General features: G+C 70.1%; 18 protein-coding genes. 5 read left to right on the forward strand and 13 right to left on the reverse strand.

The annotated features are described in order from the left end of the window. The first annotated feature begins 61 nt into the window (after positions 1-61). From AAHA49_RS16885 to AAHA49_RS16895, 3 genes are read left to right on the forward strand one after another with little or no spacing between them, the layout of a single operon-like run. Complete coding sequence (locus tag AAHA49_RS16885) at positions 62-1,225, forward strand: Bug family tripartite tricarboxylate transporter substrate binding protein (protein WP_236586904.1); 1,164 nt, start codon at positions 62-64, stop codon at positions 1,223-1,225. After that, on the forward strand, positions 1,222-1,899 hold the full coding sequence (locus tag AAHA49_RS16890; RefSeq protein ID WP_201671612.1) for a tripartite tricarboxylate transporter TctB family protein: 678 nt from the start codon (positions 1,222-1,224) through the stop codon (positions 1,897-1,899). Before AAHA49_RS16885 ends, AAHA49_RS16890 begins: the two co-directional genes overlap by 4 nt. A gap of 1 nt (position 1,900) precedes the next feature. Continuing rightward, positions 1,901-3,430, forward strand: a complete 1,530-nt coding sequence (locus tag AAHA49_RS16895; RefSeq protein ID WP_201671621.1) for a tripartite tricarboxylate transporter permease — start codon at positions 1,901-1,903, stop codon at positions 3,428-3,430. A gap of 84 nt (positions 3,431-3,514) precedes the next feature. Here the strand turns inward: AAHA49_RS16895 and AAHA49_RS16900 are convergent, their stop codons facing one another. Beyond that, complete coding sequence (locus AAHA49_RS16900) at positions 3,515-5,068, reverse strand: MFS transporter (RefSeq protein WP_201671623.1); 1,554 nt, start codon at positions 5,066-5,068, stop codon at positions 3,515-3,517. Positions 5,069-5,168: 100 nt separating this feature from the next. On the opposite strand from AAHA49_RS16900, the gene AAHA49_RS16905 reads away from it, so the two are divergent. Continuing rightward, a complete protein-coding gene (locus AAHA49_RS16905) occupies positions 5,169-5,690 on the forward strand; it encodes a TetR/AcrR family transcriptional regulator (protein ID WP_342039080.1) in 522 nt (173 codons plus the stop codon). A gap of 204 nt (positions 5,691-5,894) precedes the next feature. Here the strand turns inward: AAHA49_RS16905 and AAHA49_RS16910 are convergent, their stop codons facing one another. Beyond that, positions 5,895-7,715 (reverse strand): flavin-containing monooxygenase, encoded by a 1,821-nt coding sequence (locus tag AAHA49_RS16910; RefSeq protein ID WP_201671625.1) that lies wholly within the window; start codon positions 7,713-7,715, stop codon positions 5,895-5,897. A gap of 183 nt (positions 7,716-7,898) precedes the next feature. Here AAHA49_RS16910 and AAHA49_RS16915 point away from each other — a divergent pair, with 183 nt between their 5' ends. Beyond that, positions 7,899-9,086: a helix-turn-helix domain-containing protein gene (locus AAHA49_RS16915; protein ID WP_342039081.1), complete on the forward strand. Its 1,188-nt coding sequence runs from the start codon at positions 7,899-7,901 to the stop codon at positions 9,084-9,086. On the opposite strand, the gene AAHA49_RS16920 is transcribed toward AAHA49_RS16915, so the two are convergent. The 11 genes from AAHA49_RS16920 to AAHA49_RS16970 form a co-directional block, all read right to left on the reverse strand. Continuing rightward, positions 9,062-9,529 (reverse strand): VOC family protein, encoded by a 468-nt coding sequence (locus tag AAHA49_RS16920; RefSeq protein ID WP_201671635.1) that lies wholly within the window; start codon positions 9,527-9,529, stop codon positions 9,062-9,064. The genes AAHA49_RS16915 and AAHA49_RS16920 overlap by 25 nt on opposite strands. An 11-nt stretch (positions 9,530-9,540) precedes the next feature. Beyond that, positions 9,541-10,473 carry an AraC family transcriptional regulator gene (locus AAHA49_RS16925; RefSeq protein ID WP_236586907.1) on the reverse strand — a complete coding sequence of 311 codons (933 nt, stop codon included), beginning with the start codon at positions 10,471-10,473 and terminating at the stop codon, positions 9,541-9,543. Between the two features lie 102 nt (positions 10,474-10,575). After that, complete coding sequence (locus AAHA49_RS16930) at positions 10,576-12,162, reverse strand: ATP-binding cassette domain-containing protein (RefSeq protein ID WP_342039082.1); 1,587 nt, start codon at positions 12,160-12,162, stop codon at positions 10,576-10,578. Next, the gene (locus tag AAHA49_RS16935) at positions 12,159-14,111 is read right to left on the reverse strand and encodes an ATP-binding cassette domain-containing protein (protein ID WP_342039083.1); all 1,953 of its coding nucleotides are present in this window, start codon (positions 14,109-14,111) and stop codon (positions 12,159-12,161) included. Before AAHA49_RS16935 ends, AAHA49_RS16930 begins: the two co-directional genes overlap by 4 nt. Further along, on the reverse strand, positions 14,101-14,493 hold the full coding sequence (locus AAHA49_RS16940) for a hypothetical protein (RefSeq protein ID WP_342039084.1): 393 nt from the start codon (positions 14,491-14,493) through the stop codon (positions 14,101-14,103). Before AAHA49_RS16940 ends, AAHA49_RS16935 begins: the two co-directional genes overlap by 11 nt. Beyond that, positions 14,490-15,554, reverse strand: a complete 1,065-nt coding sequence (locus AAHA49_RS16945) for a cytochrome d ubiquinol oxidase subunit II (protein WP_342039085.1) — start codon at positions 15,552-15,554, stop codon at positions 14,490-14,492. Before AAHA49_RS16945 ends, AAHA49_RS16940 begins: the two co-directional genes overlap by 4 nt. Continuing rightward, complete coding sequence (locus tag AAHA49_RS16950) at positions 15,551-17,068, reverse strand: cytochrome ubiquinol oxidase subunit I (RefSeq protein ID WP_342039086.1); 1,518 nt, start codon at positions 17,066-17,068, stop codon at positions 15,551-15,553. Before AAHA49_RS16950 ends, AAHA49_RS16945 begins: the two co-directional genes overlap by 4 nt. A gap of 37 nt (positions 17,069-17,105) precedes the next feature. Beyond that, positions 17,106-17,849 carry an SDR family oxidoreductase gene (locus tag AAHA49_RS16955; protein WP_259823862.1) on the reverse strand — a complete coding sequence of 248 codons (744 nt, stop codon included), beginning with the start codon at positions 17,847-17,849 and terminating at the stop codon, positions 17,106-17,108. Then, entirely contained in the window at positions 17,846-19,759 is a 1,914-nt protein-coding gene (gene nhaA, locus AAHA49_RS16960; protein ID WP_342039087.1) for a Na+/H+ antiporter NhaA, read from the reverse strand. The genes AAHA49_RS16955 and nhaA overlap by 4 nt, the downstream gene beginning before the upstream one ends. A 1-nt stretch (position 19,760) precedes the next feature. Further along, complete coding sequence (locus AAHA49_RS16965; RefSeq protein ID WP_342039088.1) at positions 19,761-20,528, reverse strand: SDR family oxidoreductase; 768 nt, start codon at positions 20,526-20,528, stop codon at positions 19,761-19,763. Between the two features lie 108 nt (positions 20,529-20,636). Then, positions 20,637-21,281: a hydrolase gene (locus tag AAHA49_RS16970; RefSeq protein ID WP_009380295.1), complete on the reverse strand. Its 645-nt coding sequence runs from the start codon at positions 21,279-21,281 to the stop codon at positions 20,637-20,639. Positions 21,282-21,386 lie beyond the last annotated feature (105 nt).

The following is a 21,386-nucleotide window of genomic DNA, read 5'->3' on the forward strand; positions in this document are numbered from 1 at the left end:
GGTGAGGCCGAGCGCCGCCGCCGGCACACATACACGTCTTCGATGATGAAGAAGGGACCCGATGATGCAGTCCTCCGGCGACAGCCCGCCCGGCAGCCCCGACCCCGGCAGCCCCGATCCCGGCAGCCCCGATCCCGGCAGCCCCGATCCCGGCGGCACCGGCCCTGGCAGCACTGGCTCAGACGACACCGACCCCTCCCCCAACGCCGCAAACCCCGGCAACAGGAACTCCGGCGTCTCCCGGCGCATGTTCGGTCGGATCGCCTACGGCGTCGTCGCCGTCGCCGCGATCGGTACGGCGACGGGATACTCGATCCGGTCCGCCTCGGCGAAGGGAGATCTCTCCTCCAACCTCACGCTCATCGCCCCGGCCGGCGCCGGCGGCGGCTGGGACGGATTCGCCCGCGAGACGCAGCAGGCGATGCGGGCGACCCGCACGGCGAACAACGCGCAGGTCGTCAACATCCCCGGCGCGGGCGGGACCATCGGCCTCGGCAAGTTCTCGACGATGCACGGACGCGCGGACACGATCCTCGCCACGGGCACCGCGATGGTCGGCGGAATCGCCCTCAACGACTCCCCCGTCGGCTTCGACGACACGACGCTGCTCGCCCGCGTCGCCGAGGACTACGACGTCCTCATCGCCGCCGCCGACTCCCCGTACAACACCCTCGAGGACGTCATGACCGCATGGCAGAAGGACCCCGAAGGCTTCGTGTGGACAGGCGGGTCGGCCGGTTCGGTCGACCATCTCACGATCGCCCAGCTCGCGCAGCTCGGCGGGATCCCCGGCTCGTCGATCACCTACATCCCCAAGTCCGGCGGCGGCGAGTCGATCCAGACCCTGCTCTCGGGCACCACCGACTTCGCCTCGACCGGGTTCAACGAGGTCTCCGACCAGATCGAGGCCGGGCGCGTCAAGGCGATCGGCATCGCCGCCCCCGAACGCCTTCCGGGCTTCGAGGACATCCCGACGATGAGCGAGCAGGGCTTCGAGGTCACCCTGACGAACTGGCGCGGCTGGCTCGGCGCCCCCGGCATCACCGCCGACGAGACCGCGGAGCTCGTCGGCATGCTCGAGGCGACCCGCAACAGCGCCGAATGGAAGGACGCCCTGACCCGCAACCAGTGGACGGACGTGTGGCTGACCGGTCAGGCGTTCGCCGACTTCATCGTCGAAGACACCAAGCGCATCGAAGCGCTTCTTGAGGAGTTGGGACTGTGAGCACGACAACGGACACACCCGCACGGACCCGGACGGGCCACCTCGGCGAGGGGACCTGGTGGCACGGCCGCTCGGGTCTGCTCGTCCCGCTCATCCTCGGTGCGTTCTCGACGTACCTGCTCATCGGGATCCTCACGATGGAGGTCGCCGAGGACTCCGATCCGCCCGGCCCGCAGTTCTTCCCGATGATCATCATGGTCCTCGGGTACGTGATCACGGTCCTCCTCGTCCTCGCGATCATCCGCAATCCCGAACCCGTCGACGCCGACACGGCCGCCCCCGCCGAGGCGAGGGAGGAGAAGGCGTTCTCCACCCCGGTGACCTCGGCCGTCGCCGCCTCCCGGCTGTCCCCGCACGAGGAGGACGAGCCGAGTGCGGATCGTCGAGCCCTCGCCGAGGCGCGCGCTGCGGACGCGAGTCATCGGACCCATTCAGACTTCACGTCCCTGGCCTGGGCGGTCGGCGGCTTCGCCGCGTTCGCCGGGATCCTCGAGTTCGCCGGGTGGATCATCGCCGCCGCCCTCCTCTTCTGGTGCGTGGCCCGCGCGATGGGATCGATGCGCCCGCTCTTCGACCTCACGCTCGCGCTGACGTTCTCCTCTCTCGTCTACCTCGCCTTCGCGGTCCTCCTCGGACTCAATCTGCCCTCGGGTCTGCTCGGAGGGGGGTTCTGACATGGATGCTCTCTCCTCCCTCATGGAAGGGTTCACCCACGCGCTCACCCCGATGAACCTGCTCTGGGTGCTCGTCGGCTGCTTCCTCGGCACCGCTGTCGGTGTGCTCCCGGGTCTCGGCTCGTCGATGGCTGTGGCGCTGCTCCTGCCGATGACCTTCGCCCTCGACCCGACGGGCGCGTTCATCATGTTCGCCGGCGTCTACTTCGGCGGGCTCTTCGGCGATTCGACGATGGCGATACTCATGAACACCCCTGGCCAGGCCTCGGCGATCGCCTCGACGTTCGAGGGCCACAAGATGGCCCGGGCCGGCAGGGCCCCGCAGGCGCTCGCGACAGCGGCGATCGGGGCGTTCATCGGCGGGTTCGTCTCGTGCTTCCTCGTCGTCTTCATCGGGCCCCTGCTCGCGGACCTCTCGGCGAACTTCGGTCCCGCCGAGTTCTTCGCGCTCGCACTCTTCGCCTTCGTCGCGACCTCCTCGGTGGTCGCCGACTCCGTGCTCAAGGGGCTCATGGCGCTCCTCCTCGGCATCGGGATCTCGGTCATCGGCATCGACTCGGTCTCGGGCACGGAGCGGTTCACGTTCGGGGTGCCCGAGCTCTTCGACGGTGTCTCGCTCGTCACGGTCACCGTCGGCATGCTCGCCCTCGGCGAGGTCTTCTACATCGCCTCCCGGATCAGGCGGAAGGCCGCCGACAACACGATCAACGCCTCGGGCCGGCCGTTCCTCTCGGGACGCGAATTCAAGGAGGCGCTGCCGGCGTGGCTGCGCGGCACGGCGATCGGCCTGCCCTTCGGCGTCGTCCCCGTCGGCGGAGCGGACGTGCCGACCTTCATGGCCTACGGGCTCGAGCGCAAGCTCGACTCCCGCCGGGCGGACCCGCAGTTCGGCAAGGGCGCGATCCGCGGCCTCGCCGCCCCGGAGGCTGCCGGCAGTGCGACGACGGGCATCGCGATGGGCGCGCTCTTCGCGCTCGGGCTGCCGATCTCGGCGACCGCGGCGATCATGCTCGCCGCATTCCGCCAGTACGGTCTGCAGCCGGGGCCGCTGCTCTTCGACCGGGCACCCGAGCTCGTGTGGGCCCTCATCGCGAGCTTCTTCATCGCGATGATCGTCCTCCTCATCATCAACCTGCCGTTCGCGCCGCTGTGGGCGAAGCTGCTACTCATCCCCGAGCCCTACCTCTACGGCGGCATCGCCGTGTTCTGCGGGCTCGGCATCTATGCGACCTCGGCGTCGACGTTCGAGCTCTTCGTCCTCCTCGGGATCGCGATCATCAGCTTCGTCCTCAAACGCTACGGCGTTCCGCTGGCGCCGCTGATGATCGGCATGGTGCTCGGTCCGCTCGCCGAGACGAACCTCCGCGACGCGCTGCTCGCCTCGGGCAATGACCTCTCGGTGCTCATCTCCTCGCCGATCGCCGTCGTCCTCTACCTCATCCTCATCGCCGCCCTCATCTACACGGGCACCGGCCGGGTCCTCGCCCGCCGGCGGCAGCGGGCGAAAGCCGAGGCCCTCGCCGCTCGCTGACCGCGGGGATGTGAGGCACCGAAGCGCCGAGGTGGGGCGGACGATCAAGTCCTCCCCACCTCGGCGCTTCTCATCGTGGGAACGTCAGTGCGCGGACACGGGCTCCCGCACCTCAGCGGCCTCAGTCTGCGGTCCGCGGCCGGCGCCCTTGAGGCCGAAGGCCGTGAGGACGGCGGCGGTGAGGACGACGACGGTCGCACCCCCGGCCGCCCACTGCACGCCGAGGTCGAAGGCGCGCACAACGATGTCGGCGAGCTCATCGCCGAGGCGGCCGCCGATCTCACCGGCGCGCTCGAGCGCGGATCCGAGCGTCTCGAACGCCGGATCCTCGGCCCTCTCGCCGAGGTGGGAGGCGAGCTGGCGACCGAAGACCATCGTCGTCAGGCCGCCGAGGACGGCCGTGCCCATGACCGAGCCGAACTCGTAGGCGGTCTCGGAGATCGCCGAGGCGGCTCCGGCCTTGTCCGCCGGCACCGCGGAGAGGATGAGGTCGTTGGTGATCACCTCGGCGGTGCCGATGCCGGCGCCGAGGACGATGAAGGAGATGATCATGCCGGGCACGCTCGGCTCCGGGGTGAAGGCGACGAAGCCGAGGCCGGTCGCATTGAGGGCGAGCGCGGCGGGGACGACGATGCGCGGCTGGATCCGGGCGACGAGCGGGACGGCGAGGTAGCCGGCCGCGATCGACATGATCAGTCCGGGGACCAGGGCGAGCGCGGCCTCGACCGGGGAGAGGCCGAGGACGAGCTGGAGGACCTGCGTGCCGAAGTAGAGGAACCCGGCCAGCCCCATGAGGCTGAGCAGGTTCGCCGTCACCGCCGAGGTGAACACGGCGTTGGCGAAGAGCCGGACGTCGAGCATCGGGTTGGCGGACGCCAGCTGCCGGCGGACGAAGAGGAACCCGGCGATGAGCGAGACGATGACCGCTGCGACGAGGAGCCAGTCGATGCCCTCGGACATCCCGTGCTTGATCGCGAAGACGAGCGGGGTGAGCGTGAGCATCGAGAGCACGATCGAGAGGGGATCGATGGGGCCGGGATTCGGGTCGCGGGACTCCGGCAGGAGGAGGAGCGCAGCGGGGATGAAGAGCGCGATGAGGGGGAGGTTGATGAAGAAGATCGAGCTCCAGTGGAAGTGCTCGAGGAGGACGCCGCCGACGACGGGACCGAGCGCGGCGCCTCCGCCGAAGAGCGCGGCCCACGTCGCGATCGCGATCCGCCGGTCCCTGGCGTCGAGGAAGATGTTGCGGATGAGCGAGAGCGTCGAGGGCATGAGCGTGGCGCCGAAGACGCCGAGGAGGGCGCGGGCGACGATGAGCATCTCCGGGGTCGTCGAGAACGCCGCAAGCAGGGACGCGGCCCCGAAGCCGATGGCACCGATGACGAGGAGGAGCCGGCGCCCGAAGCGGTCGCCGATGCTGCCCATCGCGACGAGGAGTCCGGCGAGCATGAGCGCATAGATGTCGACGATCCACAGCAGCTGGGTGCCTGTGGGGTGGAGGCCGGTGCTGATCGCCGGCAGGGCGAAGCCGAGCACCGTGTTGTCGATCGAGATGAGGAGGACAGGGATCATCAGCACAGCCAGGCCGAGCCATTCACGCCGGCCGGCGCGCACAGGTGGAGTCTGCGTTGTGAACATGTTTCAACTGTACCGTCTAGACGGTATAGTTCCAAGGTCTGGGGCGACGGTGAGGCCGGACTCACAGTCGGTGCGCAGTATCTCGGTTAGGCTCGTGTCCATGGCACGGAATTCCGCCGATACGAGGGAGAAGCTCCTCGACGCCTTCGACAGGCTCCTCGAACAGCACGGCACCGCAGGGGCGACGCTCGACGCCGTCGCCGCCGAGGCGGGAGTGTCCAAGGGCGGTCTGCTCTACCACTTCGGGTCGAAGGCGAAGCTCGTTCAGGGCAGCCTCGACCGCTTGCGCCGCCTTGTCGACGCCGACATCGCGGCGATGCGATCCTCCGAACTCGGCCCCCACATCTACTACCTCGAGACCTCGGCGGAGATGGGCACACCGCTCGACCTCAGCCTCATCGCCGCGAGCCGCCTCGCGCAGGAGCACGAGGAGGCGCGGGTGGCGCTGCGGGAGACGCGCGAGCAGTGGTTCGCCGTCCTCAACGACCACCTCGGCGACCCGCACCTGGCGATGACGATCCAGCTCATCGGCGACGGAATGTACCTCAACCAGAACTTCGGGCTCTCGGAGTCCGAGGCGCTCGTCCACGTCAAGGACGTCCTGGCCCGCCTCGGGCTGTAGGGCGGCGGGCGCGCCTGGGCCCGGCGGGTGTCTGGACGTGAGCGGCCCCGGAACAGACACAAGCCGAGGACGCTGAGTGTCGATCTGCGACTCGCGAATCGACACCCAGCGTCCTCAGCTCCGCCCCCCCAAGGGCGACCACGCCCCAAGGGCGAAAGCCCCGAGGGCGACCACCCCACCCCGGAGTGGCCGCCCCACGACCCCTCACCCGAGGTGGTGGACCTCCTGCAGCCGGTAGACGGGGGTGTCCATCCCCTCGAACCGGGCCTTGAGCTGGAGAGCCAGGTAGAGCGAGTAGTGCCGCGACTGGTGGAGGTTACCGCCCTGGAACCAGAGGTTCTCCTGCTGAGTGGGCTTCCACATGTTGCGCTGTTCGCCTTCCCACGGGCCGGGGTCCTTCGTCGTGTCCGAGCCCAGTCCCCAGCACTTGCCGACCCGATCGGCGGTCTCCTGATCGACGAGGTCGGCGACCCAGCCGTTCATCGACCCGTACCCGGTGGCGTAGACGACGAGGTCGGCGGGCAGCTCCGTGCCGTCATCGAGCACCACGGCATCCTCGCTCAGATGATCGACCTGTCCCTTCGCGAGGCGCACCTTGCCGTCGGCGACGAGTTCGGCGGCACCGACGTCGATGTAGTAGCCCGAGCCTCGGCGCAGGTACTTGAGGAACAGCCCGGACCCGTCGTCACCGAAGTCGAGGTCGAACCCGGCCTCCTCCATCCGCCGGTAGAAGTCGGCGTCGCGCTCCTTCATCTGCTCGTAGAGGGGGATCTGGAACTCGTGCATGATCCGGTAGGGCAGGGACGCGAAGATGAGGTCGGCCTTCTCCGTCGTCACCCCGGCGGCGACCGCCTCCTCCGAGTAGAGCGCGCCGAGGCCGATCTCCATGAGCGAATCGCTCTTGACGATGTGTGTGCTCGACCGTTGGACCATGGTGACGTCGGCACCGTTCTCGTAGAGGGCGCCGCAGATGTCGAAGGCGGAGTTGTTGCTGCCGATGACGACGACCCGCTTCCCCCCGTACGCGTCCGGGCCAGGGTGCTGCGAGGAGTGCTGCTGCTCGCCGCGGAAGACCTCGCTGCCGGGGAAGCTCGGGATGTTCGGCTTGCCCGACATGCCCGTGGCCATGACGAGGTGCGTGGGAGTGAGCGTGATCGTCTCCCCGCCGCGTTCGACCTCCACCGTCCACTGCCCTGCCGCCTCGTCATAGCTCGCCGAGGTGGCCGTCGTCGACGACCAGTACGGGATCTCCATCACCCGGGTGTAGAACTCCAGCCAGTCCGCGATCTTGTCCTTCGGGGCGAACACCGGCCAGTTGTCGGGGAACTTGAGGTAGGGCAGATGGTCGTACCAGACGGGGTCGTGCAGGCACAGCGACTTGTACCGTGACCGCCACTGGTCCCCGGGCCGCTCCCAGCGGTCGATGACGAGCGCAGGCACCCCGAGCTGCCGCAGTCGGGCCCCGAGCGCGATCCCGCCCTGTCCCCCGCCGACGACGAGCACGTACGGGTGGGCGGTTTCGCCCCACGCGGCGTCCTCCTCGGCGCGCTTCTCCGACCAGCTCTTCCGCTGCGGATCGACCCCGTGCTCGGCGCCCTTGACCCGGCGGATGCCGCGCGGCTCCTCGTGACCGGTGAGCTCCTGGAGCGAGGTGAGCAGGGTCCACGCCTTCGTCCCGTCCTCGTCGATGAGGCGGACGAGTCCCTTGCCCCGCCCCACCGAGGTGGTGAAGGTGAACCAGGCCGTCGTCACTCCGTCGGCGGTCTCCGCGGGTTCGGCGAGCGCGAAGTCGCTCGGATCGACGCGGTCGAGGGTCTCCTGGAGTAGGTCACGGATCCCGTCATGGTTCTCCGTAGTCGTGAGATTCCACGAGAAGGACACGAGGTCCCTCCAGAAGCTGGTGGCGGCGAAGAGCCCCACCGCTGCCTCGATGTCCCGGCTGCCGAGGGTCGAGGCGAAGTCGTTCAGCCATCCGGTGGCGATGTCGTCGGCCGTGAGCTGGGGACGGTCCACTGTCATTGTCATGATGCACTCCTCGTCGTTGAGCGGTGTGCGATCACGCTATGCTCCGGGGTCCGCCGTCGAAAGGGTTGCACTCGGTTGCATCACCGCTGCCCGAGCCCCGGCTCCATACACACGCCGAAACGGTGCGCCGACCGCCACCCCGACTTCACGGCCACTCCGATCCCGAGGCCCTATACTCGTGGCATGCCTCAGCCGGACCTGGCGCATCTCGCCAGGGATCTGACCAGGATCCACGATGCCGTGGTCACCGGCGGTCCGCCGCCGTCGCCGCCGCGGGACATCGTTGCGCGCTCGTGGCAGCGGATGCTCCGCCTCGGCCTCGACCCCGGCGGGGGCAATCGTCGGGTCCACTCCGCCGAGGCGGACGTCGAGTCCCGCCGGCACCGTTCGCGGCTGCGCCTCATCGTCGACGAACTCAGGTCGGTCCTCCTCCGCACCCCTGCCTCGGCGGGCTTCATCCTCGTCGTCACCGACGCCGACGGCGTCATCCTCTGGCGCGACGGCGCCTCCCGGGCCAAGCGGCAGGCGGACGGACTCGGCTTCGTCGAGGGCGCCCACTGGTCGGAATCGGTGGTCGGGACGAACGCGATCGGCACCGCGTTGGCCGAGGAGGCCCCGGTCCAGCTCTTCTCCGCCGAGCACTTCGAGACCTCCCAGCACCCCTGGTACTGCAGCGCCGTGCCCATCCACGACCCGAGCGACGGGCAGCTGCTCGGAGTCGTCGACATCAGCGGCCCCGCCCTCACCCTCCATCCGACGGTGCAGTCCCTGGTCACCACGGCCGTCCGCCTCGCCGAGGCGCGGCTCCTCCTCGGTCATCAGGAGCGCCTGGGCGGTCTGCGCGACCGGTACTCGCCGATGCTCAGCGCCAGCAGGGAGCCGGCGCTCATCGTCGACGACGACGGCTGGGTCGCCTACCGGCAGGGTGTGACGACCCGGGAGCGGATCGAGGCGCCGACCCCGGAGCGCACGGTGCTCATCCCCGGTGCCGGACTCTGCCTGCCCGAGCGCGTGACCGGCGGCTGGGTGCTGCGTCCTGCCGGAGACCGGCAGACCTCGGTGACCCTGCGACTCGAGACCGATCCCGCGGTCCTCGACGTCGCCTCCTCAGCGGATCCGCTCGTCGTCCCCCTCACCCCGCGCCGCGCGCAGATCCTCGCCGCGATCACCTCGGCGGGGCAGGCGGGCCTGAGCGCCTCAGCGCTGAGCACCCTTCTCTACGGGGATGCCGACCACGTCGTCACCGTCCGTGCCGAGGTCTCGCGTCTGCGCCGCTCGATCGGCGCCCTCATCGCCACCCGCCCCTACCGGTGGGCCGATGGTGTGAACGCCCGGATCGAGGGTGCTCAGCCGCGGCCGGCGCCCCGGTAGGTGCCGAAGTTCCACAGCACGCCCTCGGGGTCGGTGACGCTGAAGTCCCGGGACCCGTAGTCCTTCTCGCTCGGACCGCTGACCACAGTGGCCCCGGCGGCGACGGCCTGATCGAAGAGCGCATCGACGTCGTCGACGGCGATGTAGACCGAGCCGCTGGCGATGCCGACGTCGGACATCACGCTCCCGTCGTCGCGGGCGGACCCGAGCATGATCCCTCCCCCGCCCGGCCACGTGAGTTCGGCGTGGTCGACGAGACCGGGATCGTCGGGGTTCGTGTATTCGGCGGTGACCTCGAAGCCGAATGCCGAGCGGAGGAAGGCGATCGCCGCCTTCGCGTCCCGGTAGCGGAAAGCCGGCCAGATGTTCGCCTCTCCCCTCGCCGAGGCGGCCGTGCCGTTTCCGTCGGTCGTGGTCGAATCGGTTGTGGGGTTCGTCGTCATGGTTCGTCCTCTCATCGCGGGTGGATGGCACCAGCCTCGCGCACCGCACCCGCCGGTGTCTTGGACGAATGGGAACGAGTCGGTTCGACGCTCGACCCGCGCGCGGCCACGGGGTCCGAGCGCAGCCACGCGGTCGGGGAGGTCCCCGCGAAGGCAGCGAAGTCCCGGTCGAGATGGGACTGGTCGGCATAGCCGCAGGCGGCGGCCACCTCGGCGAGAGTCGGGGACGCACCATTGCCCGCACCGTCCGCACGGCCTGCACTCTCGTCCCGGCCGGTGCTCCCAGCGTTGCCGGCGATCATCCGCCTGGCCCGGTCGAACCGGATGACACGGGCGGCCTCCTTCGGGCCGATGCCGAGCTCGGCGCGGAAGCGGGCGCTGAGGTGACGCCGGCTCCACCCGACCTCCTCGGCGAGGGCACCGATCGGGAGACGACCCCGGCTGCGGACGATCTGGGTCCAGGCCCGGCCGACCTCGGGGCGCGGGGAGGCATCGTCGCTGAGCACGCGCAGGAGCACCGCGTCGACCGCAGCGAACCGATCCGCCCAGGTGGCGGCGGCGTTGACGCGGTCGTGAAGTTCGGCGGCGAGCGGGCGGGAGACGGCGTCGAGGCCGACGGTCCGGTGGGTGAGCTCGGCGGCGGTGAGGGCGAAGAGGGCGCGCGGGGCGAACGGGGAGACGTTGATCTGGATGCCCGTCATCGTCCCGTTGTGGCGGATGCGGGTCGGGCGCAGGTGGAGGCCCGCGAGGAGGACGTCGAAGCGTCCCGCATCGACCTGGCGCAGCGGCTCGCCGATCGTGACGATGAACGTCAGCGCCCCCGACGGCAGACCGAGGTGCGTCCCCGCGGGGACGCCGCTGATGTCGTAGCCGACATAGTCGCCGAGGTAGGGACGCAGCCGCGGATGCGGAGCGCGGATCCGGTCGTCGTCCGGTGCGGACATGGGGGCAGTCTAACCCGCTCGCGGCGCGGGGTCACTGGGCGCCGGCGGGCGTGGACGTGACCGGTCGCCGGCGGGCGCGGAGGTCACCGGCCGGGATGCAGGTCAGCGTGGGCTGCCGGCATCGGTCGGCCCGTCGGTGCCGGTTGGCACGTCGGCGTCGGCGGGCACGCGGGTTCCGGCAGCTTCGCTGCGGCTGAGGTCGAGGACGAACTCGACTCCCGGTGGGCTGCGGTGGGCGGCGACGATGATCGTCGCGGCCGGGAGTCGGGTGCGGATGAACTCGAGCATCCGCACGAACGAGCCGGTGTCGAGACCGAGATCGGGCTCGTCGACGAGAAGGACATCCGGTGCCGTGACGACGGCGCGGGCGATGACGAGGCGCCGCGTCTCTCCGCGGGAGAGCGCACGCCCGCCGATTCCCGTGCGCGTGTCCGGGGTGATGTCGTCGTCCAGCCCGAGGGCGGTGAGAACCCCGGCGAGGTCAGCCGGGGTGAGCTCGGTCGGCGCGCCGAGGCGGAGGTTCGCTGCGATCGTGCCGGTGAAGAGGAACTCGTCGTCGGCGACGTGCGCGACGGAGGGGACCGCGGCGGTGCGCTCGGCGGCGGTCGCGGTCCCGGCACCGCGCACCGCCTCGGCGATGGAGGTGAGCAGGGTCGATTTGCCCGCGCCGGACGGACCGATGATCGCCGCGCTCCCACCGGGCGGGATCGCGAGCAGCGTGCCCGAACCGGTACCAGCCCCGAGGGTGATCGTGCCGTCGGCGGCGACGCCGACCGGGCGCGGGGGCACGGGGACACGGCTGGGATCGCTGATTCGGCGGGCCCGGTGTCCGCGGAGTCGTTCGAGGTGGGGGACGATGGCGCTGATCGCGACTGTGCGCTCGAGGACGCCGAACGCGAGGCAGACGATCATGACGAAGAGCGGAACCACGGCGAGATCGCCGACCCCGAGCGAGGCGGCGCTGACGACGATGACGGCGCCGAACGCGAGACCACCGGCGAGTGCGGTGACCACCTGTCGGCGCAGCTGTCGGGAATCGCGGCGCTGCTCGGCGGCGGTGAGGTCGTGGAGGTGTTCGAGGATCCGCGCGCGCAGCAGGGGCGCAGCTCCCAGCGACTCGAGTTCGGGGGCGGCGTCCATGCTCGCGAGCACCTCGGCGCGCAGGCGACCGCGGCCGGGGTCGGACTCGGCGGGGAGGATCGCGAGCGCGAGGAGGGTCACCGCCCCGATGACGAGCGGGATGACGGCGGGCGGAGCGGTGAGGAGGATGACGACGACCGCCGTGAGGATCGCGCTCACGGTGACGACGAGCGGGGCGGTGACGCGGAGCACCCGCTCCCCTTCGTCCTGGGCCTCGGTGAGCAGGCGGTCGACCGTCCGGTCGTCGACGGGTCGGGCACCGGCGGCCGTGAGATCGTCGAAGACGCGGAGGCGGTCGCGGGTCGTGTCGGCGAGGGCTGCTCGGTGGAGGAGGACGTTCTGTCCGTAACCGGCGCCGATGCGGCCGAGGGCGAGGAGGCGGACGATGCCGCTCGGCGTCGGGTAGGAGAAGGTCGCGAGCAGGCCGAGACCGGCGAGCGCGCAGGCGGCGAGATACCACCCGGAGACGGCGAGCAGACCGAGCGCGCAGAGCTCGGCGGCGACGGCGACGGTGAGCGCGAGGACGTGCCTGCGGGGTCGGTTCCTCATGCCGTGCCCCCGCCCACTCGGGTCTGCACGTCGAGGAGTCCGGTGCGCAGTTCCCACGCGTGCTCGGCGGCAGTCGTCACCGCCGGCGAGTGGGTCGCGATGACGACGGTGCGCCCCGCCCCGACCCGGCGCAGGGTGCGGAGGATCTCCGCTTCCGTCTCGTGGTCGAGGTGGGCGGTCGGTTCGTCAAGGACCCAGAGGTCGCGGTCGGCGGCGAGGAGGCGGGCGAGCGCGACGCGCCGCCTCTCCCCTGCCGAGAGCACGCGGCCGCGGCGGCCGAGGACGGTGCCGATGCCCTCGGGCAGATCGGCGAGCACCTGCTCGAGGCCGGCGTCGTGGGCAGCCGTGCGGATCGCGTCGGGGCTGATCGTCGGATCGCCGAGGCCGATGTTCTCGGCGAGGGTGGCCTCGAGGATGACGGTGTCCGCTCCGAGCCAGCCGTGGGAGGTGCCCGATCCGTGACCGCCGTCGGACGTGTCCCCACTGTCCATGGCACCGGCCCCACGCCTCATCACCTCGACCGACCCTGCCGTCGGAATCCGGGTGCCGGCGACGAGCTGGAGCAGCGTCGTCTTGCCCGACCCGGACGGTCCGCTGATCGCCGTCCACTCCCCGGCCGGGATCGTGAGGTCGAGGTCGTCGAGGATGACGGCATCCACTTCGAGGACGCTCACGCCCCACAGGTCGACGCGCGGGGCGAGCGCGGCGCGACGCGGGGCCGAAATCCGGTCAGGTCCGGGGTCGGTGCCGCCCTCCGGGGTCAGAGTCGTGCCGGGGGCGGGCTCGGCACCGGGGTACGGCGCCGGGGTCGTGCCCGTCGCGGCATCGGGGCCAGGCTCGGCGGCATCGGGCCGTGGCTCCGCGGCGGCAGAGCCTGGCCGTGCGGACTCGTCCTCGTCCCCCGCCGCCTCGTCCGCGACCCCCGCCGTTTCGTCCTCGACCCGCGCAGCCTCGCGGATCGCGCGCGCGGCGACGAGCGCGTCGTCACGATCGTGGAAGCCCCTGGCCGCCCGCTGCGCGGGAGCGAAGTACGCGGGGCAGAGGAGGAGGACGAAGAGCGCCTCGCCGAGGTCGAGGCCGGGCGCCCCCGGAAGGGTGACGAAGCCGAGGAGGACGAGACCCGTGTACGTCGCCGACACCGCGATCGCGAACGTCACCGCGACGTCCATGACCGCCCCGGAGAGGAACGCGTAGGAGAGGACTCTCAAGGTCGAAGCCTCGAGCCGCGTGGACGACCGGTCGAGGACCGCGCGCCTCCGAGCCACTGCGCGGAGGCTGACGAGGGTCGGCAGGCCGCGCACGCTCTCGGTGATGACGGCCGAGAGTCGACGGGTTGCGGCGAGCTGCCTCTCCCCTGCGGTCACCGTCGCCTGGCCGGCGAGTCGGAGATTGAGCGGCAGCAGCAGTGTGCAGACGGTGAGGAGGACCGCGACCGGCCAGTGGACGAGGGCGACGGCACCGAGGATGAGCAGCGTCGACGGCACGGCCGCGACGCGCAGCGGCCGCGTTCCCGAGAGATAGCCGGCGACGACCGGGGCGTGGTCGATGAGGACGTCGGCGGCCTCCGTCGCGGGTGTCCGTCCCGCCGCGGCGAGGAGGGCGGGGACGAGGTCGGTGAGGATCCGCGTGCTCACCCGCTCGCGTCCGGCTGCCGCCAGGCGCGCGGCGAGCGCCCGGAAGAGCAGGCGCACCGGTGCGGCCGCCGCGGCGACCATGAGCAGGCCGACGACGCCGCCCGCTCCCGTCATCCACGCCGTGACCCCGGCGCCGAGGAATGCCCATTGGCCGATGAGCGCCCCCGTCGCGGCGACCTCGGTGAGTCCCGAGAGCCGGAACAGCGTCCGACCCGGTCCCGCCTGCGAGGCGATCCAGTCCATCGCCGACGCGTCCCGCATCGGGGCAGGAGGCTGGGAGGTCGCCGAGGTGGCTGCTCCCCGATCAGGCGCCATCGTCGTCGTGGTCGTCCTCGTGGGCGCGGCGCCGTTCGTCGCGGATGAAGACGACGGCGGCGAAGACGACGATGGCGAGGATCGCCGCCCTGTTGATCCACTGCGAACCGACTTCCGGATAGCCGGAGTACATGTTCATGCTGATCGTGTAGAGGATGATGCCGAGCAGCACGAGGCCGATCCGGCGGAGGATCCGCGTCCCGCGCCCCGCCGTCTCACCGGGCGTGCCCGACCGGTGCGTCGACGACTCCGACCGGTGCGTCGACGTCCCCGACTGCTCCGGTCCGTGCCCGCCAGGCTTTCGCGGCTCCGGGTCCCGCTGCTCCGGGTCCCGCTGCTCCGGGTCCCGCTGCTCCGGCTCGTGTGGGATCGGGTCGCTCATGATCGCGGCACCTCCGTCTCGCTCTCGGCCGCACTCCCCGCCGGGCGCGTGCTCCCCGCCTCGGTGCTGCCCGGGATCGCGTCCTGGTAGAGGGGACCGGAGAACGTGCGGTGGGCGAAGACCGTGTAGAAGACGATGAGGAGGATGTTGATGCCCACCCCGATGAGCAGGGCGTAGAGGGCGAGGCTCGGCGCCGCTGCGTCCTCGACGGTGACGCCGGGACTGAGGATGACGGGATAGCGGCCGACGACGATCGCGGCGAGGACTGCGCCGACCATGATCAGGGCCGACCGGTATCCCCCGGTGCGCCGCGGCCCGGGGCCGAGCTGCCGCCATGCGAGGATCGCCGCCGCCAGAGCGAGGGCGAGCAGGGCGGTGACGATGACGCCCTGGACTCCCGACCAGGTCAGCGGGGCATCCGTCGTCCCGAGCAGGACAACGATGACGGCGAGGACGACGGCTGCCGCGGCGACGAGCGAGCGGCTCGTGCGCACCGCGAGCGGGGAGTCGACCTTGGTGCGCATGAACGCCGCCCCGAGTGCCGTGTAGACGGCGACGACGCCGATGACGACGACGATCGTGAAGAGCACCGAAGCGGCGTCCCACGGGGTGGTCGGACCGACGAAGTCTCCCTCGGCGTCGAGGGTGAGCTCCCGCGCGAGGCCCGCGAGCGCCACACCCTGGGCGATCGCCGCACCGAGCGAGGCGACCGCGAAGGCCCGCACCCACACCTCGGCGGTGTCGTGCCGGTGCGAGATGAGCTCGGTGGAGAAGCCGCGGACGATGAGGCAGAAGAGCATGACGATGAGCGGGAGGTAGAGGTGCGGCAGGGCCGCGCCGTAGACGGCGGGGAATCCGGCCCACAGCGAGACGCCGAGGAGGATGAGCCACGATTCGTTGATGTCCCACGTCTGCGCGACGACCTCGACGCCCTCGCGGCGGCGCCGACGATCGCGTTCGACGAGCAGGAAGATGCCGATGCCGAGGTCGTAGCCGTCGAGGACGATGTACATCGTCAGGCAGAGGACGGGGACGATGAGCCACACGTCGGCGATGGTCATGACTCCGCCCTTCCTTCGGCCGCCTCGGCGTTCCCGTCCGTCATCGGCGGGCTCCCGCCGCCCACCGGGCTCCCTCCGCCCACCGGGGTGCCCCCGCTCCCCACCGACGCGGAAGCGGCGGCACCTGTGGACCCGGCGGCCGCCTCGGCGTCGAGATCATCGAGATCATCGTCGTCGGCGATGATGGCTCCGGGACGGTCATGCTCGGGTCCGCGGCGCACGGCCCAGACGATGTAGCCGATGTAGGCGGCGAGCATGACGGCGTAGAGGACGACGAACCCGATGACGGAGAAGACGAGGTGGGCGGGGGCGAGGTCGGAGACGGCATCCTCGGTGCGCAGACGGCCGTAGACGACCCACGGCTGGCGCCCGGTCTCTGCGGTCACCCAGCCGCCGATGATCGCGAGGATCCCCACGGGTGCCGACCACAGGCAGACCTTGTGGAAGCGGTGGGAGGTGAAGAGGCGCCCGCGCAGGCGGAGGACGACGCCGGCCATGGCGATGCCGAAGAGGACCATCGACCCGTAGAACATCAGCCGGAAGCCCCAGAACGTCATCCACATCGGCGGCTGCAGGTCCGGATCGGGTTCGACGTCGTTCAGGCCCGGAAGGAAGTTCTGGCCGGTGAGATCCTGTCCGATGAGCGCGCCGAGGAAGGGCACCTCGACGTCCGCGAGGTTCTCCTGGTCGGCCTGATCGGTGACGATGAGGAGGTTGTAGCCGTTGCTGTCCGTCTGCCAGTGTCCCTCGATCGCCGCGAACTTGGGCATCTGGTGTTCGACGACGACCTCGAGGGCGACGTCATCGCCGACGGAGATCTGGAGGGGCAGGAGGACAGCGAGGACGCCGATCGCCATCGAGAACGACCGCTTCGCGAAGGGCAGCGAGCGCCCGCGGATGAGGTACCACGCGGCGATGCCGATGATGAAGGTCGATGCGGAGATGAGCACCGCGAGGAACATGTGGAGGAAGCGCAGCGGGAAGGACGGGTTGAAGATGATCTCGAGCCAGTTCGTCGGGACGAAGGTGCCGTCCTCGGCGATGGCGAAGCCGGCAGGAGTCTGCATCCACGAGTTCGCGATGAGGATCCATGTCGTCGACAGCAGGGTGCCGATCGAGACGAGGAGGGTCGAGACGAACATCGTCCGCTCCTTCACCCGCCCGTCGCCGTAGAGGAGGATGCCGATGAATCCGGCTTCGACGAAGAACGCGGTGACGACCTCCATCGCGATGATCGGTCCGATGATCGGACCGGTGACCCGGGAGAACACACCCCAGTTGAGTCCGAACTCGAAGGTGAGCACGGCACCGGCGACGACGCCGAGGGCGAAGCCGACCCCGAAGATCCGCCGCCAGAACCGGAACATCTGCAGGTAGACCGGACGCCTGGTCTTCCAGTACAGCCCGTAGACGACGGTGAGGAACACCGAGAGCCCCACCGTCATCGCCGGGAACATGATGTGGAAGATCGCGGTGAGCGCGAACTGCAGCCGGGAGAGGTCCTCGAGGGTCATCGCCCTCGCCCTCCCCGCCGGGTTCGCCGTCGCATGGTCATGCCCAGCCCTGTGCGGTCGCGACGATGTCGAGGTCGCCGAGGTGGACTCCGGCAGGTTGGTCGAGAGTGAACTCGATGACGTGGGCGACGTCGTCGGGAAGGAGCAGACCTTCGCCGAGCTGCGTGTACTCCTGCTCGAGCCCGCCGAGGAATTCGGCGAACGCTCCCCGGATGTACCCGGGCGCGATGTTCGACACGCGCACGTTCCGCTCTCGCAGTTCGATGCGCAGGTGGTCGGCGAAGGCCTTGAGCGCCGCCGAGCACGCGCCGTAGATCGTCGCATCGTCGAAGTAGGCCTGGTCGGCGATCGATCCGATCGTGATGACGTCGGCCCGCTCTCCCGCCTCGGCGGTGGCCTCCAAGGACGGGAGGACGGCGTGGACGATGTGGACGGCACCGGTGATGTTCGTCGTCAGCACTTCTTTCCACTTCGCGAACTCGGTGTCGGGGAAGGAGCCGACATAGGTGACGCCGGCGCACGCGATCACCGAGGCGCATCGCGGCCACCGCTGCCGGATCGTGGCGCCGAGCTCGGCCAGGCCCGCCAGATCGGCGACGTCCTGCTCGAAGTACGTCAGCTTCGGATGGTCGGCGAACTCATCCGGGAGCGGGTTCCGGTCGATGACGACGACCGAGTCCCCCCGGTCGAGCAGCCGCCTGGCCGTGGCCAGGCCGACGCCCCGGGCTCCTCCGGTGATGACGTGGGGGACCTCCGCCGAGGCGGTCGTCGGTTCTGTCATGCTGACCTCCCCGCGCTCGCCTGGACGGGTGCGCCGCCCTGCACGGCGCAGTCCGAGGTGAGGATGTGGTCGGGTCGGGTCTTCGGATCCGGGGCCTCGGCACGGGTCGCGTCGAGGTCGGCGATGATCGCGTTCGGTTCCATGTCCCCCTTGTAGAGCAGACCGTTGACGAAGAGGACGGGCCCCCGAGTCAGCCCCATGTTCTCGGCGTCGAGGTAGTCCTCGTCGACGCGGCCGAGGTGGTTGCCGCGGCGCAGGTCGTCTTCGACGCGGCTGAGGTTGGCGCCGATGTTGACGCTGGCGCGCAGGAGTTCGCGATTGTCCAAGCTGCGTTCCTCACTGATCTCGTTGAGTTCGTGGCGCATCGGCCAGAAGAGCTTGCGCTGCTGGGCGGCGACGGCCTCGAGGGCTTCGGCTGTCTGCTCGGGCGCGCCCTCGGCGGTGGGGCGGATGTGGCGGAAGACGAAGTTGATGTCGCCCTCGTAGTGGTCGATGACCTGGTCGAGGATCTCCTCCGTGTTCGCGTCGTCGAGGCCGCCGAAGGAGCCGTAGACCGTCAGGGAGTTCTTCGCCTCGGGCGGTCCGTAGATGTGGTCGCGCTCGGGGTCGATCGGCCGGTTGAGCTGGACCCGGGCGGGCGCGTGCCTGCGGTCGTAGCGGGCGGTCAGCTGCAGGCTGATGACGCCGATGAGCGCGGCGAGCGCGGACGCGGTGAGGATGCCGATGCGGGCGTCGGACTGGGCGACCGGGTCGGTGATCGCGAGGTCGACGATGAAGAGGGAGATCGTGAACCCGATGCCGGTGAGCATCGCACCCGAGGCGATGTGCCGGGGGCGCAGCGCCTCGGAGAGCTCGCCGATGTGCAGGCGACGCCCGAGCATCGTCGCACCGAAGATGCCGACGAACTTGCCGAAGACAAGACCGGCGATGACGCCCCAGGTCAGAGCCGACCCGAACGCGTGGGACAGCGACTCCGGGGTGATGAGGACGCCGGCGTTGACGAGCGCGAAGACCGGGACGATGACGAGGCTGACGACGCGGCGCAGGGAGAGCTGGAACCGGTCGTTGATCGACACGGAGCGGAGGATGCCCTCGGCGGCGGACATCCCGCGTTCGGCGTTGGGGCTGCGGCGGAAGCTCTGCGTGAGGTCCTCCGCCTCGTCGACGAGCTGGTGCTTCGGCGGGAAGACGGGCAGGATCAGGCCGAGGATGACACCGGCGATCGTCGCGTGGACCCCGGACTGGAGGACGGCGAACCAGAGGAAGACCCCGAGGATCGCGTAGACGAGGCCGCGCCACGCCTGCATCCTCTGGACGAACCAGGTCACCGCCGCCAGGGCTGCGGCGATGCCGAGCCAGAGCAGGTCGATGTCCTCGGTGTAGAAGAACGCGATGACGGCCAGCGCCCCGATGTCGTCGACGACCGCGAGGGCGAGGATGAACACCCGCAGCTGGGCGGGGATGCGCGAACCGAAGGCGGCGAGGATGCCGACGATGAACGCGGTGTCGGTGGAGATGACGACACCCCACGCCCCCACCTCGGGGGTGCCGCGGGTGATGGCGACGAAGATGAGGGCGGGGACGATGAGGCCGGCCACCGCGCCGACGATCGGCAGGGCCGCGCGCTTCCACGACCGCAGTTCGCCGAGGACGACGTCCTTCTTCACCTCGAGGGTGACGAGGAAGAAGAAGGCCATCATCACGGCATCGTTGATCCAGTGCTGAAGCGACATCTCGAGTTCGGATCCACCGGCGACGAAGCCGAACTCCGTCTTGATGACCGTGTTGTAGCTGTCCGGGGAGAGGTTGGCCCACAGCAGCGCGATCACCGTGGCCGCAAGGAGGACGACGGCGCCGGCGCTCTCCGTGCGGAAGAACCCTGCGAGTCCTCTGCTCAAGCGTGTGACCATGTCAGCTCCTCACCGGTCGGATGGTGGCGGCGGCGAGGTTCGACCGTGCGGGAAGGCCGATCATGAACTTCACGAGGTGGGCGACGCTTCCCGGGTCGATCGAGGAGAACTCGTCGGCGCGTTCGAGGAACCGCTGGTAGTGCTCGGTGTCGCTCATGTCGGCGCCGAGTTCGGAGGTGACGTAGAACGGGGCGATGTGGTGCACCCGCACACCGCGTTCGCCGTACTCGGCGCGCAGGTGCTTGGCGAGCTGTTCGACGGAGGTCGCCATCGCAGAGAAGACCGCGTAGCTCTTCGCGCGCTGCGGTGCCGGGGCCGAGCCGACGAAGATGAGGTCGGCCCGGTGCCCGGTCTCGCCGATCCGGAGCAGCCCGTCGGCGAAGGTCTGCGCGGTGTAGAGGGCACCCTCGACGTTCGTCATGATCATCGCCTTCCACTCTGAGGGCACCGCCTGCTCGAAGTCGCCGGCGCGCATGACGCCGGCTGAGACCATGACGAGGTCCGGGTCAGCACCGAAGCGGTCACGGATGGCGTCGCGGGCCTCGACGAGGTCGAAGGGCTGGGTGACATCGGCACGGACGGGCAGGGTGAGGTCGGGCGCGTCGAGCTGTTCGGCGAGCCGCTCGAGTCGACGGAGGTTGCGGGCGAGCATCGCGGTCCGGATTCCCTGGCCGACGAGAGCTCTGCTCACAGCAGCGCCGATCGCACCGGTCGCTCCGGTGACCAGGGCGATGCGCTCTTCGGGAGGGGCCTGAGCGTTGTCGGTCATGCGGTCATCTCTCCTGGTCAGCGGTAATGCGATTCAGTTGTCAGCAGCGGCAGGGTTCGCTGCGGCGGCCGGATCCCGGTTGCTTGGGGCGGTCCGGGCGCTGCCGCCTCAGTTCCCGAAGGTGTCGCCGATCGCGCGTCGACGCTGGAAGTAGTCGTTGATGATCGTGCGGTAGCGGTCGGAGTCGGACCGGGCCCAGTTGCGCATGAGCTCGGCTCCGAAGGCGAGCGAGGTGATCGGGTGCGCTCCGGCGGTGACCATCCTCGTCACCGCCGAGTTGTGGGCGTCGTCCGAGACTCCGCCGACGGCGTCGATGACGGGGTAGACCTCGTAGCCCTCTTTGAGGAGGTCGAGGGTGGGGAAGGTGAGGCAGACTTCGGTCCACAGGCCGGCGAGGACGATCTTCTTCCGCCCGGTCGCCTCGATGGCGGCACGGAAGTCCGCGTCCTCCCACGAGTTCACGCCTGTGCGGTCGATCTCCTCGAGGTCGGGGAGCTCGTCCTTGATCTCGGAGATCGTGCCGGTGTTGACGCCGAGGTCGACGCCGACGGTCGAGAGCACCGTGGGGATCTCGTAGGCGCGGGAGAGCTTGGCCAGGGTGACGACGCCGAGGAGGATCTCATCGCGGGTCGTCGACCCGACTGTCGAGAACTGCTCGGGCTGATAGTCGATGAGCGCGATGGCGCAGTTGCTGGGGGTGAGCAGGTGGTCACTAGCCGGATCGCGGACGGGTTCGGGCTGGTTCTTCGGCATGGCGTCCTCCTGAGGGGATGAGGGGCTCATCGTAATTGAGAGTGTAGAACCGGTCTGAAGCCACCGGACTCGAGCAGACACCTCGCGATGTAATGCGTGAGGTTG

Source organism: Brevibacterium ammoniilyticum, assembly GCF_038429965.1.
GTDB classification, from domain to species: domain Bacteria; phylum Actinomycetota; class Actinomycetes; order Actinomycetales; family Brevibacteriaceae; genus Brevibacterium; species Brevibacterium ammoniilyticum.